Source organism: Streptomyces sp. MspMP-M5 (assembly GCF_000373585.1).
Taxonomy (GTDB): Bacteria; Actinomycetota; Actinomycetes; order Streptomycetales; family Streptomycetaceae; genus Streptomyces.
Genome location: NZ_KB891897.1, coordinates 43,658 through 59,142, shown reverse-complemented (window position 1 = coordinate 59,142; position 15,485 = coordinate 43,658). Strand labels below are relative to the sequence as shown.

Annotated in this window: 16 protein-coding genes; 11 read left to right on the top strand and 5 right to left on the bottom strand. The window is 74.0% G+C overall.

Annotation, left to right across the window (positions count from 1 at the left end):
• Positions 1-128 precede the first annotated feature (128 nt).
• The 3 genes from B073_RS0121400 to B073_RS0121390 all read left to right on the top strand — a co-directional run bounded on the left by B073_RS0121400 (position 129) and on the right by B073_RS0121390 (position 2,825).
• Positions 129-1,307 (top strand): CHAD domain-containing protein, encoded by a 1,179-nt coding sequence (locus tag B073_RS0121400; RefSeq protein ID WP_018540131.1) that lies wholly within the window; start codon positions 129-131, stop codon positions 1,305-1,307.
• Between the two features lie 81 nt (positions 1,308-1,388).
• On the top strand, positions 1,389-1,901 hold the full coding sequence (locus B073_RS0121395; RefSeq protein WP_018540130.1) for an NUDIX hydrolase: 513 nt from the start codon (positions 1,389-1,391) through the stop codon (positions 1,899-1,901).
• 48 nt (positions 1,902-1,949) lie between these two features.
• Positions 1,950-2,825 carry a helix-turn-helix domain-containing protein gene (locus B073_RS0121390; protein WP_018540129.1) on the top strand — a complete coding sequence of 292 codons (876 nt, stop codon included), beginning with the start codon at positions 1,950-1,952 and terminating at the stop codon, positions 2,823-2,825.
• Positions 2,826-2,901: 76 nt separating this feature from the next.
• On the opposite strand, the gene B073_RS0121385 is transcribed toward B073_RS0121390, so the two are convergent.
• Positions 2,902-3,750 carry a class I SAM-dependent methyltransferase gene (locus B073_RS0121385; RefSeq protein ID WP_018540128.1) on the bottom strand — a complete coding sequence of 283 codons (849 nt, stop codon included), beginning with the start codon at positions 3,748-3,750 and terminating at the stop codon, positions 2,902-2,904.
• A gap of 195 nt (positions 3,751-3,945) precedes the next feature.
• Here B073_RS0121385 and mshA point away from each other — a divergent pair, with 195 nt between their 5' ends.
• Both mshA and B073_RS0121375 read left to right on the top strand, forming a co-directional pair.
• The gene (mshA, locus tag B073_RS0121380; RefSeq protein ID WP_420706448.1) at positions 3,946-5,379 is read left to right on the top strand and encodes a D-inositol-3-phosphate glycosyltransferase; all 1,434 of its coding nucleotides are present in this window, start codon (positions 3,946-3,948) and stop codon (positions 5,377-5,379) included.
• The gene (locus B073_RS0121375) at positions 5,372-5,917 is read left to right on the top strand and encodes a YbjN domain-containing protein (RefSeq protein WP_018540126.1); all 546 of its coding nucleotides are present in this window, start codon (positions 5,372-5,374) and stop codon (positions 5,915-5,917) included. The genes mshA and B073_RS0121375 overlap by 8 nt, the downstream gene beginning before the upstream one ends.
• Positions 5,918-5,921: 4 nt before the next feature.
• On the opposite strand, the gene B073_RS0121370 is transcribed toward B073_RS0121375, so the two are convergent.
• Positions 5,922-7,262, bottom strand: coding sequence for an MDR family MFS transporter (locus tag B073_RS0121370; protein ID WP_018540125.1), 1,341 nt, complete (start codon positions 7,260-7,262; stop codon positions 5,922-5,924).
• Positions 7,263-7,499: 237 nt separating this feature from the next.
• On the opposite strand from B073_RS0121370, the gene B073_RS0121365 reads away from it, so the two are divergent.
• A complete protein-coding gene (locus B073_RS0121365; RefSeq protein ID WP_018540124.1) occupies positions 7,500-8,261 on the top strand; it encodes a phosphoglyceromutase in 762 nt (253 codons plus the stop codon).
• A gap of 366 nt (positions 8,262-8,627) precedes the next feature.
• Here the strand turns inward: B073_RS0121365 and phoU are convergent, their stop codons facing one another.
• A complete protein-coding gene (gene phoU, locus B073_RS0121360) occupies positions 8,628-9,305 on the bottom strand; it encodes a phosphate signaling complex protein PhoU (RefSeq protein ID WP_018540123.1) in 678 nt (225 codons plus the stop codon).
• Positions 9,306-9,689: 384 nt separating this feature from the next.
• On the opposite strand from phoU, the gene B073_RS0121355 reads away from it, so the two are divergent.
• Complete coding sequence (locus tag B073_RS0121355; RefSeq protein ID WP_018540122.1) at positions 9,690-10,958, top strand: sensor histidine kinase; 1,269 nt, start codon at positions 9,690-9,692, stop codon at positions 10,956-10,958.
• Positions 10,955-11,635, top strand: a complete 681-nt coding sequence (locus tag B073_RS0121350; RefSeq protein ID WP_018540121.1) for a response regulator transcription factor — start codon at positions 10,955-10,957, stop codon at positions 11,633-11,635. Before B073_RS0121355 ends, B073_RS0121350 begins: the two co-directional genes overlap by 4 nt.
• A gap of 74 nt (positions 11,636-11,709) precedes the next feature.
• On the opposite strand, the gene B073_RS0121345 is transcribed toward B073_RS0121350, so the two are convergent.
• On the bottom strand, positions 11,710-12,321 hold the full coding sequence (locus tag B073_RS0121345; protein WP_018540120.1) for a hypothetical protein: 612 nt from the start codon (positions 12,319-12,321) through the stop codon (positions 11,710-11,712).
• A 133-nt stretch (positions 12,322-12,454) separates the two neighbouring features.
• Positions 12,455-12,751, bottom strand: a complete 297-nt coding sequence (locus B073_RS0121340) for a hypothetical protein (protein ID WP_018540119.1) — start codon at positions 12,749-12,751, stop codon at positions 12,455-12,457.
• Between the two features lie 424 nt (positions 12,752-13,175).
• Here B073_RS0121340 and B073_RS0121335 point away from each other — a divergent pair, with 424 nt between their 5' ends.
• The 3 genes from B073_RS0121335 to ispF all read left to right on the top strand — a co-directional run bounded on the left by B073_RS0121335 (position 13,176) and on the right by ispF (position 15,350).
• The gene (locus B073_RS0121335; protein ID WP_003953493.1) at positions 13,176-13,658 is read left to right on the top strand and encodes a CarD family transcriptional regulator; all 483 of its coding nucleotides are present in this window, start codon (positions 13,176-13,178) and stop codon (positions 13,656-13,658) included.
• Positions 13,659-14,074: 416 nt separating this feature from the next.
• Positions 14,075-14,833: a 2-C-methyl-D-erythritol 4-phosphate cytidylyltransferase gene (ispD, locus tag B073_RS0121330; protein ID WP_018540118.1), complete on the top strand. Its 759-nt coding sequence runs from the start codon at positions 14,075-14,077 to the stop codon at positions 14,831-14,833.
• Positions 14,820-15,350, top strand: coding sequence for a 2-C-methyl-D-erythritol 2,4-cyclodiphosphate synthase (ispF, locus tag B073_RS0121325; RefSeq protein ID WP_106731918.1), 531 nt, complete (start codon positions 14,820-14,822; stop codon positions 15,348-15,350). Before ispD ends, ispF begins: the two co-directional genes overlap by 14 nt.
• The last annotated feature ends 135 nt before the right edge of the window (positions 15,351-15,485 follow it).

Sequence of the window (15,485 nt, the reverse complement as noted above, 5' to 3'; positions counted from 1 at the left end):
CGGCCGGGGGACCGCGGCCCGGTCTCCTCAGCACCGGCACGGGAAGCGGAATCGGAAGCGCAATCGGATACGAGCCCGGCCGCGCGCCGGGGGCCTGCGCCGCAGTGGTGGACGGGCCGGGGGACGGTGTGTACGGGGACGGGGTCTACGGGGAGGCGCTGCACGGGACGGACGGGGGTCCGTACGGGGCGCGGAGCGGGGAGGCCGCCGACGGGGCGGCGTACGGGGGCGGCGGTGCCGGGCCCGGGCTCGCCGGGCGGACGGCCGAAGAGGTGCTGGCCGGGTATCTGCACCGGCACTCCACGGACTTCCTGCGCAGTCTGCGGCTCCACCGGGAGGCGGGGCCGGACGCGGCGGGCGCGGGCGAGGCGGCCCGGCAGCTGCGCCGCGCCGCCCGCCGGATCAGCGCCACGCTCTACACCTTCCGGCCGCTGACCGAAGAGGTCTGGGCCGATCAACTCCGCACCGAACTGGGCTGGTTGAGCGGCACGCTGGCCCGTGAGCAGGCGTGCGCGGCGCGCCGCGACCGGCTGATGGCGGCGCTGCAGCGGCTGACCGGGCGGGGCGAGCGGAGCGAACGGCCGGCGGAGCGGGGCGGCCGGGGCGCCCGGGGCGGCGGCCGCAGCGCCCGGGACGCCCGCCCGGCCGCCACCGCCACGGCGGCGGCCACCGCCGCCGAGCCGGACGAGGAGAGCGCGCTGGCCGTCGGCGCGGCGCGGGCCGGCGCGCTGCTCGACCGGCAGCTCACCCTCGCCCGGACGCGCGCCCACTCCGCCGCGCTCCAGGCGCTCGGCTCGTCCCGCTTCCACGCCGTCGCGGACGCGGTCGCGGTGCTGGCCTCCGAGGCGCCGCTGGCCCGCCGGGCCGCCGAGCTGTCCGCCGCGGACGCGCTGCCGCCGCTCGCCGAGCAGGCGCACCGCCGGCTCGCCGAGGCGGTCGCCACCCTGCCGCTGGCCCGCGCCGGCCACCCGTACAACGCCGCCGCGCTCGCCGCGGACCCGCACCAGGACGTGCCCTGGCACCAGGTCCGGCAGCTGATCCGGCTGAGCCACTACGGCCAGGAGGTGGTCGCCCCGGACGCGCTCGACCCCCGGCTGACCGCGTCCGGGCGGGCCCTCGCGCAGCACCGCGACGCCGCCGAGGCCGCCGCCGCTGCCGCCGCCGCGGCCCGTACGCCCCGGATCGCGCCGGCCACCGCGTACGCGCTGGGCGTGCTCCACGCCGACCAGCGGCACGAGGTCGAGGCGGCCCGCTACGCCTTCGGACGGGTGTGGCTGCCGGGCCCGTCGGCCGAGCGCTCCGGATGACCGAGCGAGCGCTCCACGGATGAACGAGGGAGCCGAGGGAGAAGCGGGAGAGGCGAGGGAGACGGGAGAGCAGGGGGAACGATGGGCAGGACGACGGGCGGCAAGGACACCGGCGGGGACGGCCGCAAGGACGGCGCAGCGGTCGCCGGCCGGACGCCGGCGACCGGACCGATCCGGGCGGCGGGCTGCGTACTGTGGCGCCCGGCGCGCCGCGGCGACGGCATCGAGCTGGCCCTGGTGCACCGGCCGAAGTGGGACGACTGGTCGCACCCCAAGGGCAAGCTGAAGCCGCGGGAGGACCCACGCCGGGGCGCGCTGCGCGAGGTGCTGGAGGAGACCGGCACCACCTGCGAGCCGGGCCCGGAACTCCCCACCGTCCGCTACGAGGTCGGCGGCCGCCCCAAGGAGGTCCGCTACTGGGCGGCCGAGGCCACCGGCGGCGGGTTCATCCCCAACAAGGAGGTGGACCGCGTCCTGTGGCTGCCGCCGGCCGCGGCCCGCGCCCTGCTCACCCAGGAGCGCGACCGGGACCTGGTGACGGCGCTGCTCGGCGCGCTGCACGCGACCGGCCGGACGCCGGGCGGGGACGGCTGAGCGGCCGCGCGGAATCCTGCCCTCCGCCGACCGGCGCATACTGGAGTGATGCTCCACGGGGAAATCGAGATCAGTGCCTTCCTCAAGGCGCGCCGCGCCGCGCTCGACCCGGCCGAGGTCGGCCTGCCCGACGGCTTCGGCCGCCGCCGGGTGCGCGGGCTGCGGCGCGAGGAGGTCGCCCGGCTCGCCGGCGTCAGCGTGGACTACTACACCCGGATCGAGCAGGGCCGGGCGCCCGCGGTCTCCGACTCCGTCCTGGACGCCATCGCGCGGGCCCTGCGGCTGTCGGACGGCGAGCTGACGTATCTGCGGAACGTCGCGGTGCCGCGCCGCCGGACCGCCGTGGGCCCCGGCGGCTGCCGGCCGATGCCGGCGCAGACCGTGCGGCCGGAGGTCCGGCAGCTGATGGCGGCCATGGACCCGTCCGTCGCCGCCGTGGTGCTCGGCCGCGGCCTGGACATCCTGGCCTGGAACGACGCCGGCGGCCGGCTCTCCTTCGACCTCGGCGCGCTGGCGCCGGAGCGGCGGAACACCGCCCTGCTGGTCTTCCTCGAACCGGCGGCGCGCGAGCTGTACCCGGACTGGGAGCGGAAGGCCGAGGAGGTCGTCGGCAATCTGCGCGCCGACAGCGGCCGGCACCCGGACGACCCGCGGATCTGCGAGGTGGTGGGCGAACTCCTCGACCGCAGCCCGGAGTTCCGCCGGATGTGGGCGGCGCAGGGGGTGTACGAGTGGCTGCGCGGCACCAAGCGGATCCGGCACCCGGAGGCCGGGGAGCTGACCGTCACCTTCGAGAGCTTCCGGCTGGCCGCCGACCCGGACCAGGTGCTGATGACGTACACCGCGCCGCCCGGCTCGCCCTCCGAGGCCCGGCTGCGCGCCCTGCCGGCCGCCACACCGGTCCCGGCGGGCAGCGCGTCCTAGGGGCGCGTTCGGCGCGTCCGGCCCGTCCCGCCCGTCCGTGAAGTCCTGCCCGCCGTACGGCCGTACGGCAGCGGGCTCAGATCGTCGCGCCGCCGCGCGGGGCCAGTGCCTCCCACCGCACCGTGACCTCGCCCTGGCGGCGCCGGCGCGGGTCCCCGGCCAGCGGCCAGTCTGCCGCGAGGGCGGCGACGGCGGCGCGCCACCGCTGCCGGGCGCCCAGCGCGCCGAGCGGCGCGGCGCCGGCCCAGGCGCGGTCGAAGTCGCGCAGGAAGGCATGCACCGGCTCGCCCGGCACATTGCGGTGGATCAGCGCCTTGGGAAGCCGTTCGGCCAGGTCGGACGGGGTGTCGAGGGAGCTGAGCCGGGCCGCGAAGGTGACCGTGCGAGGGCCCTCGGGGCCCAGCGCGACCCAGACGTGGCGCCGCCCGATCTCGTCGCAGGTGCCCTCGACCAGCAGCCCGCCCGGCGCCAGCCGGGCACACAGCCGCGCCCAGACGGCGGCGACCTCGTCCTCGTCGTACTGGCGCAGCACGTTCGCGGCCCGGATGAGGACCGGGGCGCGGCCGGGCCCGCCGGGCAGCGGCACCTCGAAGCCGCCGTGGACGAAGTCCAGCCCGGCGCCGGCGTACGGCAGGGCGGCGGCGACCCGGGCCGGATCGATCTCGACGCCGACGACCCGGGCGTCCGGCCGCACCGTGCGCAGCCGCCCGAGCAGCTCCACCGCGGTCCACGGGGCGGCGCCGTAGCCGAGGTCGACGGCGACCGGGTCGGGGGTGCGGCGCAGCTCCGCGGCGTGCTCTGCGGCGATCCAGCGGTCCATGCGGCGCAGCCGGTTGGGGTTGGTGGTGCCGCGGGTGGCGTTTCCGACCGGCCGGGACGGCGGCGCGGCGGTGCGGGAGGCGGAAACGGGGGAGCGGCGGGCCATGCATCGAGGGTATGGGGTCGCGGCGGAAGGGCCGTCCCGGTGCCCTGACCAGGGCCGCTCTCCGTCCCGGGATCACGCTTTGGCAAAGTACGAAGAAAGTTCGAAGGCGGCGGGCCGAACGGGAAGGGATGCCGGTCCGCGGTTGTTGCAGGGGACCGGAGGCGCACCGCCCGCCCGCCTAGGAGGTAGCTCGCAGTGAGCCAATATGTGCCCAGGCTCCGCAGCCGGCACGGGGGACCGCCGGCGCTGTCCAAGCGCACGGGCGGCCAGTTCGCGGGCCCGGCGCGGCTGCGCCTGCCCGGAGGGGCCCGCCGCCCCCGCCGGGTGGCGATGCTCAGCGTGCACACCTCCCCGCTGCACCAGCCCGGCACCGGCGACGCCGGCGGGATGAACGTCTACATCGTCGAGCTGGCCCGCAAGCTCGCCGCACTCGGCACCGAGGTGGAGATCTTCACCCGGGCCACCACCGCCGCGCTGCCGCCCAGCGTCGAGCTGGCCCCCGGCGTCCTGGTCCGGCACGTCGCCGCGGGCCCGTACGAGGGGCTGGCCAAGGAGGAACTCCCGGCCCAGCTGTGCGCCTTCACCCACGGCGTGATGCAGGCATGGGCGGGCCACCGCCCCGGCTACTACGACCTCGTCCACTCCCACTACTGGCTCTCCGGCCACGTCGGCTGGCTGGCCGCGGAGCGCTGGCGGGTCCCCCTCGTGCACGCCATGCACACCATGGCCAAGGTGAAGAACGCCGCGCTGGCCGCCGGCGACACCCCCGAGCCGGCCGCCCGGGTCATCGGCGAGACCCAGATCGTCGAGGCCGCCGACCGCCTGATAGCCAACACCGCCGAGGAGGCCGACGAGCTGGTCCGGCACTACGACGCCGACCCCGGCAAGGTCGCGGTGGTCCACCCCGGCGTCAATCTGGACCGCTTCCGGCCGCTGGCGGACGGCGCCGCGGGGGCCCTCGGGGCCGCCGGGGACGACGTCGCGGCCAGCCGGGCCGCCGCCCGGTCCCGCCTCGGCCTGCCCCAGGACGCGGTCATACCGCTCTTCGCAGGCCGCATACAGCCGCTGAAGGCCCCCGACGTCCTGCTGCGCGCCGCCGCCGCGCTGGTCGACGCGGACCCGTCGCTGCGCTCCCGGCTGGTGGTCCCGGTGGTCGGCGGCCCCAGCGGCAGTGGTCTGGCCAAGCCGGAGGGCCTGCAGAAGCTGGCCGCCCGGCTGGGCATCGCCGATCTGGTGCGGTTCCATCCGCCGGTCGGCCAGGAGCAGCTCGCCGACTGGTACCGCGCCGCGTCCGTGCTGGTCATGCCCTCGTACAGCGAGTCGTTCGGGCTGGTCGCGATCGAGGCCCAGGCGTGCGGCACCCCGGTCGTCGCGGCCGCGGTCGGCGGCCTGCCGGTGGCCGTGCGGGACGGCGTCAGCGGCTTCCTGGTCGCCGGCCACGACCCGGCCGACTACGCCCGGGCGCTGCGCCGCTTCCTCGACGACCCGTCGCTGGCGGCCCGGATGGGCGGCGCCGCGGCCCGGCACGCCCAGTCCTTCGGCTGGGACACCGCCGCCGCCGCGACCGCCGACGTCTACACCGCCGCGATGCAGGAGCGCCGCCGTCACCTACGATCGCTGCATGGCTGAGGAACGGCGGCCCTCCGGGGGCGAGCGGCAGGCGGCGGACGCCGGTGCGGTCATCGAGCGCACCCTCAAGGACGCGGACCTCGACTGGGAGTCGCCGGCCGCGGGCACCTACGTCGTCAAGCTGCCCGGCACCCGCAAGCTCTCCACCACCTGCTCGCTGGTCGTCGGCCGCCACTCGCTCTCCATCAACGCCTTCGTCGTCCGCCGCCCGGACGAGAACCACGAGGCCGTCCACCGCTGGCTCCTCGAACGCAACACCCGCCTCTACGGCGTCGGTTACGCGCTCGACAAGCTCGGCGACATCTACCTCGTCGGCCGGCTCCCGCTGGCCGCCGTCACCCCCGCCGAGCTGGACCGGATCCTCGGCACCGTCCTGGAGAACGCCGATGGCAGCTTCAACACCCTCCTGGAGATGGGCTTCGCCTCGGCGATCCGCAAGGAGTACGCCTGGCGCGTCGCCCGCGGCGAATCCACCCGCAACCTGGCCGCCTTCGAACGACTGACACGGCACGACGCGGAGCACCGCCCCGAGGACTGACGCCTCACGCCGATGTCGTCGGCGTCGTCGGTGGCGTCGTCGACGACGGCACGTCGGCCCGCTCGGTCCCGGCGCCCGCGGTCTCCTCGGTGCGGGCCCGCCCGGGCAGCCTCCGCAGCAGCAGCCCGTAGCCCGCCGCGGCCACCGTGCCGACCACCGCGCAGCCGGCCCACAGGGCGTCGGCGCCGTAGTGGTCGATGACCGTGCCGCCCAGCAGCGGGGCGGCCAGCGAGGCGACGGACCAGGACAGCGAGTACATCCCCTGGTAGCGGCCGCGGCCGTGCAGCGGCGACAGACGGACCACCAGGCCCATCTGCGTGGGCGAGTTGATGATCTCGCCGAGGGTCCAGACGGCGACCGCGACCACGTGCATGGCGACCGAGCCGGCCAGCGCCGTCATCCCGAAGCCGTAGCCGGCCAGCAGCGCCGAACCGACCAGCAGCACGGCCGGGCTGCGGTGCTCGATGAAGCGGGTGACCGGGATCTGCAGCAGCACGATCAGCACGCCGTTGGCCGCGATGACCACCCCGAAGTCGGCGCTGGAGAAGCCGGCTCGCCCCATCGACACCGGCATCGAGACGTACGCCTGCTGGAACAGCAGCGCCAGCAGGAGGTTGAGCCCGACGACGGTCATGAAGCGGCCGTCGCGCAGCACGGTCAGCATCGAGATCCGCGCGGCGCCGGCCGCCTCCGCCGGCGCGTCCGCCGCCCCGCCCGCCTCCGGACGGGACTCCGGCAGCTTGCAGAACACCACCAGCGCGCAGGCCAGCACGAGCGCCGACTCGCCCAGGAAGAGGGCCAGATAGCCGTGTTCGGCGATGAGGCCGGCGGCGGTGGAGGAGAAGGCGAAGCCGAGGTTGATCGCCCAGTAGTTCAGGGAGAAGGCGCGCACGCGGTCCTCGGGCGCGACGATGTCCGCCATCATCGCCTGCACGGCCGGCCGCGAGGCGTTCGTCGCCATGCCGACCAGACCGGCCACCACGGCGATCGCCACCGGATCGGTCATGAACCCCAGCAGCGCCACGAACGCCGCCGTGGACAGCTGCGCGATCAGCATCGTCGGCCGCCGCCCGAGCCGGTCGGTGAGCACCCCCGCGCCCACCGAGGAGATCACCCCGCCCAGCCCGTACAGCGCGCCGACCAGGCCCGCGTACGAGGCGGAGTAGCCGCGCTCGACGGTGAGATAGAGGGCCAGGAACGTGGCGACGAACGACCCCAGCCGGTTGACCAGCGTGCTGGTCCACAGCCACCAGAACTGCCGGGGCAGACCGGAGACGCTCTCCACGGCGGCCCGCCGGATTCGGGACAGGCCCCCGGGCCGGGGCTCGCTGACGGGCGCGGACATGACATTTCCCCCTGGATGCCGGGCCGCGCCCGTCGGACGGACGGGCGGGCGTGCTGCGGTGACGGCGCCGGGACGCGGTAAGTGCCGAAAGCGCCAGACGCAACCTACAAACCAAGGGGGCGGCCGGCCACCGAATTGACCGGAAACGTCAATCGTCAGCGGCCCGCCCGCACCCTCGTCCGCGCAGGTGGCAGCCGCGCGCAGGGCCACCACCCGGCGTCGATTACGCTCGACGGCATGGCCACCGCACCGTACAAGCTGATCCTGCTCCGCCACGGCGAGAGCGAGTGGAACGCGAAGAACCTGTTCACCGGCTGGGTGGACGTCAACCTCAACGAGAAGGGCGAGAAGGAGGCGGTCCGCGGCGGAGAGCTGCTCAAGGAGGCCGGCCTGCTCCCCGACGTCGTGCACACCTCCCTCCAGAAGCGCGCCATCCGCACCGCGCAGCTGGCCCTGGAGTCCGCCGACCGCCACTGGATCCCGGTCCACCGCACCTGGCGGCTCAACGAGCGCCACTACGGCGCGCTCCAGGGCAAGGACAAGGCGCAGACCCTGGCCGAGTTCGGCGAGGAGCAGTTCATGCTCTGGCGCCGCTCCTACGACACCCCGCCGCCCGCCCTTGAGGACGGCACCGAGTTCTCCCAGAGCGACGACCCGCGCTACGCCTCGATCCCGCCGGAGCTGCGCCCGAGGACCGAGTGCCTCAAGGACGTCGTCGTCCGCATGCTCCCGTACTGGTACGACGGCATCGTCCCGGACCTGGTCGCCGGCCGCACGGTGCTGGTCGCCGCCCACGGCAACAGCCTCCGCGCCCTGGTCAAGCACCTCGACCAGATCTCCGACGCGGACATCGCCGGCCTGAACATCCCCACCGGCATCCCGCTCTCCTACGAGCTCGACGCCGACTTCCGCCCCGTCAACCCCGGCGGCACCTACCTCGACCCGGAGGCCGCCAAGGCCGCCATCGAGGCCGTGAAGAACCAGGGCAAGAAGAAGTAACGCAGCCCGCCCCGGCCGGGCCCGCCCCCCGCCGGGAGGACGACCGCGGCCCCGGCCTGCCGATCAGGGCGATCGGCGGGCCGGGGCCGCGTTGTCACCGGGCCGTCGGGCCGCGGTGGGAGCCGCTCGTCAGCAGTTGCCGCCGCACTGGCACGGGCCGCCCGACTGGCAGCCGCAGCTGCAGCCTGGTCCGCAAGTGCATCCGCTGAGCAACGGGAGCAGCGGCCGACCGGCAGCCGTCGGCTCGGCCTGGGACGTGGGGTTCGGGGAGTCCGCCGTGAGTGCCATTGATTTGCCTCCTAGGGGTCACCTGGTGCTTATTGCAAGCCCGGGTGCGCAGGCGCGTCAACGGCGCGTGGGCGCACGTTACGCGCCCTCCACCGTCGCCGACGTGGTGATCTCGTCGGCGTGCTCGCCGGTCACGAGGTAGACGACGCGCTTGGCCACGGACACCGCGTGGTCCGCGAACCGCTCGTAGTAGCGGCCCAGCAGCGTCACGTCCACGGCCGTCTCGATGCCGTGCTTCCAGCGGTCGTCCATCAGGTGCTGGAAGAGCGTGCGGTGGAGCAGGTCCATGGCGTCGTCGTCCTGCTCCAGCTGCAGCGCGAGATCGACGTCCTTGGTGATGATGACCTCGCCGGCCTTGGCCATCAGGCGCTGCGCCAGCTGCCCCATCTCCAGGATGGTGGCGTGCAGGTCGCGGGGCACCGCCCGCTCCGGGAAGCGCAGCCGGGCCAGCTTGGCGACGTGCTGGGCCAGGTCGCCGGAGCGCTCCAGGTCGGCGCTCATCCGCAGGGACGTGACGACGATCCGCAGATCGGTGGCCACCGGCTGCTGGCGGGCGAGCAGGGCGATGGCCCGCGCCTCCAGGTCGCGCTGGAGGTCGTCGACCTTCTCGTCGGCGGCGATGACGTTTTCGGCCAGCTTCAGATCCGCGTCGAGTATCGCCGTGGTGGCGCGCCCGATCGCGGAGCCGACGAGCCGGGCCATCTCGACCAGGCCCTCGCTGATCGAGTCCAGCTCCTCGTGGTACGCGTCCCGCATCAGTGACCTTCTCTCGCTTCGATGGTTCCGAGTGCTTCCGGGGGGTTCCGGCGGTTCGGGGGGCTTCGTGGCTCGTGGGGGGTGGTGTGCGGTGCGGAGTGGGAGGTGGCCGTTGCGCCCACGCTCCCACGGACCGGCCGCGGCCGGTCCCCGCCCTCTCAATGTGCGGCCGGATCGCGACCTGCGGTCCCATCCGGGGTGAACCGCCACCGTCCTGAAGGTGAACTCTGGGAGTCGCCGCCGCGGCCGCCAGGGCTCCCGCCCGGTCCCGCCCGCGCGATCGGTGAACCGTCCCCGACGTCCCGGTGAACTCTGGGCGAAGGGTGTCCGAGCAGCGGCTCCGAGCGCTGGGGGAGTGTCGGACCCGGCACATACTCTGGATTCATGAACGTGGACGCGGCCGTCGCCGCGATGGCAGCGATCGCCGGGCTCTGCACCGGCGTCTTCGCCATGCTGGCGTTCCGCTGGAGCGAGCGGGACCAGGCCAAGCCCACCCGTACGTCCCTGCACACCGAGGCGGTCCTGCCGCCCGGTGTCGACACCGTCCTGTCCGTGCTGCGCTCCTCCGCCGTCGTCCTCGACGAGGCCGACACGGTGGTCAAGGCCAGCTCCGCGGCGTACGCCCTCGGGCTGGTCCGCGGCGGCCGGCTCGCCGTCGAGCCGATGCTCCAGATGGCCCGCGACACCCGCCGGGACGGCGAGATACGCCAGGTGGAACTGGACCTGCCCCGGCGCGGCACCGGCCGCGGCGACGCCCTCGCGGTCTCCGCCCGGGTCGCCCCGCTCGGCTCCCGGCTGGTCCTGCTGCTGGTCGAGGATCTCACCGAGGCCCGCCGCATCGAGGCGGTCCGCCGGGACTTCGTCGCCAACGTCAGCCATGAGCTCAAGACCCCCGTCGGCGCCCTCTCGCTGCTGTCCGAGGCCGTGATGGACGCCAGCGACGACCCCGAGGCCGTCACCCGCTTCGCCGGCCGCATGCAGAACGAGGCCACCCGCCTGACCAACCTCGTCCAGGAGCTCATCGACCTCTCCCGGGTGCAGAACGACGACCCGCTGGAGGACTCCGAGTCCGTCCCGGTCGACGAGCTGGTCGCCGAGGCGGTCGACCGCTGCCGCCAGCAGGCCGGCACCAAGCAGATCACCATCGCCGCCGGCGGCACCGGCGACCTCACGGTCTGGGGAAACCGTGGCCAGCTCGCCGCCGCCCTGGGCAACCTCGTCGAGAACGCCGTCAACTACTCCCCGGCCCGCACCCGGGTCGGGATCGCGGGCCGCCGGGTCCCTGCGCCCGGCGGCGACCTCGTCGAGATCGCGGTCACCGACCAGGGCATCGGGATATCCGAGAAGGACCGCGACCGCATCTTCGAGCGGTTCTACCGTGTGGACCCGGCGCGCTCCCGCGCCACCGGTGGGACCGGCCTCGGCCTCGCCATCGTCAAGCACGTGGCCGCCTCGCACGGCGGGGAGGTCACGGTGTGGAGCGCTGAGGGACAGGGCTCCACCTTCACCCTGCGTCTCCCGGAAACCGGAGTCGTACGCAACCGCGAGCGGCGCCCGGACCTCACCCCCGAGGGCCTCGACGACGAGGACCGCCCGTACGAGACCTTCAACGATCCGCTCCCAGCTCACCCAGCCCCGGAGGTCCTTCCGTGACCCGAGTGCTCGTCGTCGAGGACGAGGAATCGTTCAGCGACGCACTGTCGTACATGCTCCGCAAGGAGGGCTTCGAGGTCGCCGTGGCGGCCACCGGCCCCGACGGCCTGGACGAGTTCGAGCGCAACGGCGCCGACCTCGTCCTGCTGGACCTGATGCTGCCGGGCCTGCCCGGCACCGAGGTCTGCCGCCAGCTGCGCGGCCGCTCCAACGTCCCGGTCATCATGGTGACCGCCAAGGACAGCGAGATCGACAAGGTCGTCGGTCTCGAAATAGGGGCCGACGACTACGTCACCAAGCCCTTCTCGTCGCGCGAACTGGTCGCCCGGATCCGCGCGGTGCTGCGCCGCCGCGGCGAGCCGGAGGAGGTCACCCCGCAGGCCCTGGAGGCCGGCCCGGTCCGGATGGACGTGGACCGCCACGTCGTCACGGTCTCCGGCGGCAAGGTGGACCTGCCGCTCAAGGAGTTCGACCTCCTGGAGATGCTGCTGCGCAACGCCGGCCGGGTGCTGACCCGTATGCAGCTGATCGACCGCGTCTGGGGCGCCGACTACGTGGGCGACACCAAGACCCTCGACGTCCATGTGAAGCGGCTGCGCGCCAAGATCGAGCCCGACCCGGGCGCCCCGCGCTATCTGGTGACGGTCCGCGGCCTGGGGTACAAGTTCGAGCCGTAGACCGCCGGCGCGACCGGTGTGCGCGAAGGGGCGCCCCTCCATCCGGCGGGGCGCCCCTTCGCGTGGTGCGTGCGTCAGTGACCGGCGTGCGCCGACTCCGAGGGCGACCCCGACGGGGAGGCCGAGCCCGACGGGCTGCCCGACTCCGAGGGCTTGCCGCTCGCGGAGGTGGACGGCTGCGGCGTCACCGACGGACCGTAGCTCTCGAAGATGTTCTTCGCCGGGACGACGAAGGCGCTCAGCTTCACCTTGCCGGTGGAGCTGAAGGTGAAGGTCAGCGGCTGGGCGTTGCCGTCCTGGACGGCCTCCCGGCCGCTCTCCAGGAGGGCGCTGGCGTTGCCCTTGCCGCCGATCACGACGGACCCGCCGGCCGGCACGGTGATCTTGCCGGGCGACAGCTTGGCCGACTGGCCGGTGCCGTCGAGCGCGATCCCGGTCAACTGCTGGTCCTTGTCGCCGGAGTTGAACACCGTCGCGGTGATCGCGGCCGGCCCCTTGGCGTTGACGTCGGGCTGGGTGACGACGTTGGCGTTCTGGACCTTGATGGCGCCGACGCTGATCTCGGCGTTGTCCGGCTTGACCTCCAGCGTCTGGGCGTCGTTCCCGGCCGCGCACGCGGACAGGGTGGCGATCGAGAGCGAGAGGACGGTGGCGGCGAGGACGCCGCGTCGAAGGCTGCGGCTCACGGCGGCGGCATCTCCTTGACGAGCTACGGCGGCCGAACTTCGTGCCCGGTCGCGGATGGACGGCTGGGGCGGGCCCTGCGTGCGCGTCATGGCGACGGGCACGTAAAGCCGCCCTAAGGGTTGGTCAGCGCCGCTAGGTTACCGAGCCGTCCTCGCGGTCCCGCACCCGACCCGCCCCCTGCGCGATCACGCGCCCGCCGCCCGGACCGGTCCGCCCACGGCGGGGCCGCCGGGCGGCCGGCCCGAACACTCCGGCACACGATTTCCGGAGCGCGGTCCCCGTCCCGATCCCGGCCCCGCTCCAGCCCCCGTTCTCAGCGCCGATCTCGCCGCCGTTCTCGGCATCGATCTCGGCTTCGCTCTCGTCGTCGATCTCGTCCCGGAACTCGCCGCGGATCCCGTCGTCGATCTCCGGAGAACCGGGAGGCATATTCGGCACGCGCCTGTTCGAGTGGTGGCCAGGGTGTTTCCCCCGGTGAAAAGCGGTATTCACAAGGAATGCACATGCCGCCCGAAATTGATCACATGCCGGAGCGCGGGAGTGTTGATCAATTCCGGGAATCGCGCCCGAGTCGCCCCAAGCGTCCGAACGGAGTAGCGGAACTCGCTCATGCGGATCGGTGCAAACCGGGACGTTAGGCTCATTGATCATTGCGATTCCGGTGTGCGGCGGGCGGCATTCCGGGTGCCCGAGAAGCGCCTCCGACCTGCGAATACCTGCGCCGCGGGCCCCTTCGAAGCACGTCACGGGCGCTGTTGTCAAGCCCCGAGATATGCCCTGACCTGCGAAAACGCCATTCAGAACGGCCCGTTCCCGTGTTAGCATGGATAGCCACGGAAGGGGTACCTGTCACATGACGTTCAAGGTTGGCGACACCGTGGTCTATCCCCATCACGGGGCCGCGCTGATCGAGGCCATCGAAACTCGCCAGATCAAAGGCGTGGACAAGACCTACTTGGTGCTGAAGGTCGCCCAGGGCGACTTGACTGTTCGTGTGCCAGCGGACAACGCGGAGTTCGTCGGCGTACGCGATGTGGTTGGTCAGGACGGGCTGGACCGGGTCTTCGAGGTGCTGCGCGCACCGTATGCCGAGGAGCCTACGAACTGGTCCCGTCGCTACAAGGCAAATCTCGAGAAGCTCGCCTCCGGCGACGTGATCAAGGTCGCCGAGGTCGTGCGCGACCTGTGGCGGCGTGAGCGCGAGCGCGGCCTCTCCGCCGGCGAGAAGCGGATGCTCGCCAAGGCCCGCCAGATCCTGGTGAGCGAGCTCGCCCTCGCGGAGAACACCAACGAGGACAAGGCCGAGGCCCTGCTCGACGAGGTCCTCGCGTCCTGACGACGCGCACGCCGACTGCGCCGAGCCACAGCGACGACGCAGCAGCAACGCAGCAATGCCGCGGTGCCCGATGACGACCGCCTCCCGAAGCGGATGGTCTGTTGCCGGGCGCTGCGGCATATCTGGTGGCATGTCTGCGGATGGTGCGGGGGACGGCCGGGCACCGAGCCGGCGGCAGCTTCGTCCCTGAAGCTGAAGCTCGCTGAAGCCCGCCGGACCCTCCCCGGACTCGACGCACTCGACGAGCGGGGAAGCCTTCGGTGGCGTGCCGGGCTCGGGCTGCTGCCCCGACCGGCGTCACGGAAGGGTTCCGGTCAAGGCGTGACGCCCGGCACTCCCCAGGCCATACCCACCTCGCCCGAGGAAACAAACCTGTCTGCCCCAATTCCGGGCTCGCCCGGACTCCGGAGCCATCGATGTCAGATCCTGTCCCCCCGGCCCGTACCCCGGCGCGTACCGCGGCGGTGATCCCCGCCGCCGGCCGCGGCGTCCGGCTCGGTCCCGGCACCCCCAAGGCGCTGCGCACGCTCGGCGGCACCCCGATGCTGGTCCACGCGGTCCGCGCGATGGCCGCCTCGCGCGCCGTCACGCACCTCGTCGTGGTCGCCCCGCCGGACGGCGCCGACGAGGTGCGCCACCTGCTCGACGCCCACCCGCTCGCGGACCGCACCGAGCTGACCGTGGTCCCCGGCGGCGCCACCCGCCAGGAGTCGGTCCGGCTCGGGCTCGCCGCGCTGCCGGACGGCATCGACGTGGTGCTGGTCCACGACGCGGCCCGCCCGCTGGTGCCGGTCGAGACCGTGGACGCGGTCATCGAGGCGGTCCGCGCCGGCGCCCCGGCCGTGGTCCCTGCTCTGCCGGTGACCGACACCGTCAAGCAGGTCGAACCGCGGCCCCAGGGCACCCCGGAGCCGGTGGTCGGCACCCCGGAGCGCTCGCAGCTGCGCGCCGTGCAGACCCCGCAGGGCTTCGACCTGCCGACGCTGCTGAAGGCGCACCAGGCCGTCGTGGAGGGCGAGGGCGCCACCGACGACGCCGGACTGGTGGAACGGCTCGGGGAGCCGGTGGTGCTCGTCCCGGGCCACGAGGAGGCGTTCAAGGTGACCCGGCCGCTGGACCTCGTCCTGGCCGAGGCTGTACTCGCCCGGAGGAGGGCCACCGATGGCTATGTCTGACCCGTCCGCGCAGCCCGTTCCCGCGCTGCCCGGTATCCCCCTCGTCGGGGTCGGCACCGACGTGCACGCGTTTGAACAGGGGCGCGAGCTGTGGTGCGCCGGGCTGCTCTGGGACGCCGCGGAGAGCGACGGCTACGGCCTGGCCGGGCACAGCGACGGCGACGTGGCCGCGCACGCCGCCTGCGACGCGCTGTTCTCCGCGGCCGGCATCGGCGACCTCGGCGCGCACTTCGGCACCTCCCGTCCGGAGTGGTCCGGCGCCTCCGGGGTGACGCTGCTGGCCGAGGCGGCACGGATCGTCCGGGCCGAGGGCTTCGCCATCGGCAACGTCGCGGTGCAGGTCATCGGCGTCCGCCCGAAGGTCGGCAAGCGCCGGGCCGAGGCGCAGCGGGCGCTGTCGGCGGCCGTCGGGGCGCCGGTCTCGGTCTCCGGCACCACGACGGACGGGCTGGGGCTGACCGGCCGCGCCGAGGGGCTGGCCGCGATCGCCACCGCCCTGGTGGTGCGCACCGCCTGAGCGGGCCGGGCGGGCCGGAACGGTGCGTTCCGCCGATTGGCCGCACCGCGCGGGAATGCCGGGCGCCACAAGGGCGTTGGCCGGGAAATCGGGTACTCGTCTCCATCGGAAGCCATCGGTTCGGCCCGCGGGAAG

Excerpts from the sequence above, each read along its gene's own strand:
- B073_RS0121395 (WP_018540130.1), top strand. The coding sequence starts at position 1,389 with ATGGGCAGGACGACGGGCGGCAAGGACACCGGCGGGGACGGCCGCAAG.
- B073_RS0121390 (WP_018540129.1), top strand. The coding sequence starts at position 1,950 with ATGCTCCACGGGGAAATCGAGATCAGTGCCTTCCTCAAGGCGCGCCGC.
- B073_RS0121385 (WP_018540128.1), bottom strand. The coding sequence starts at position 3,750 with ATGGCCCGCCGCTCCCCCGTTTCCGCCTCCCGCACCGCCGCGCCGCCG.
- B073_RS0121375 (WP_018540126.1), top strand. The coding sequence starts at position 5,372 with ATGGCTGAGGAACGGCGGCCCTCCGGGGGCGAGCGGCAGGCGGCGGAC.
- B073_RS0121370 (WP_018540125.1), bottom strand. The coding sequence starts at position 7,262 with ATGTCCGCGCCCGTCAGCGAGCCCCGGCCCGGGGGCCTGTCCCGAATC.
- B073_RS0121365 (WP_018540124.1), top strand. The coding sequence starts at position 7,500 with ATGGCCACCGCACCGTACAAGCTGATCCTGCTCCGCCACGGCGAGAGC.
- phoU (WP_018540123.1), bottom strand. The coding sequence starts at position 9,305 with ATGCGGGACGCGTACCACGAGGAGCTGGACTCGATCAGCGAGGGCCTG.
- B073_RS0121355 (WP_018540122.1), top strand. The coding sequence starts at position 9,690 with ATGAACGTGGACGCGGCCGTCGCCGCGATGGCAGCGATCGCCGGGCTC.
- B073_RS0121340 (WP_018540119.1), bottom strand. The coding sequence starts at position 12,751 with ATGCCTCCCGGTTCTCCGGAGATCGACGACGGGATCCGCGGCGAGTTC.
- B073_RS0121335 (WP_003953493.1), top strand. The coding sequence starts at position 13,176 with ATGACGTTCAAGGTTGGCGACACCGTGGTCTATCCCCATCACGGGGCC.
- ispD (WP_018540118.1), top strand. The coding sequence starts at position 14,075 with ATGTCAGATCCTGTCCCCCCGGCCCGTACCCCGGCGCGTACCGCGGCG.
- ispF (WP_106731918.1), top strand. The coding sequence starts at position 14,820 with ATGGCTATGTCTGACCCGTCCGCGCAGCCCGTTCCCGCGCTGCCCGGT.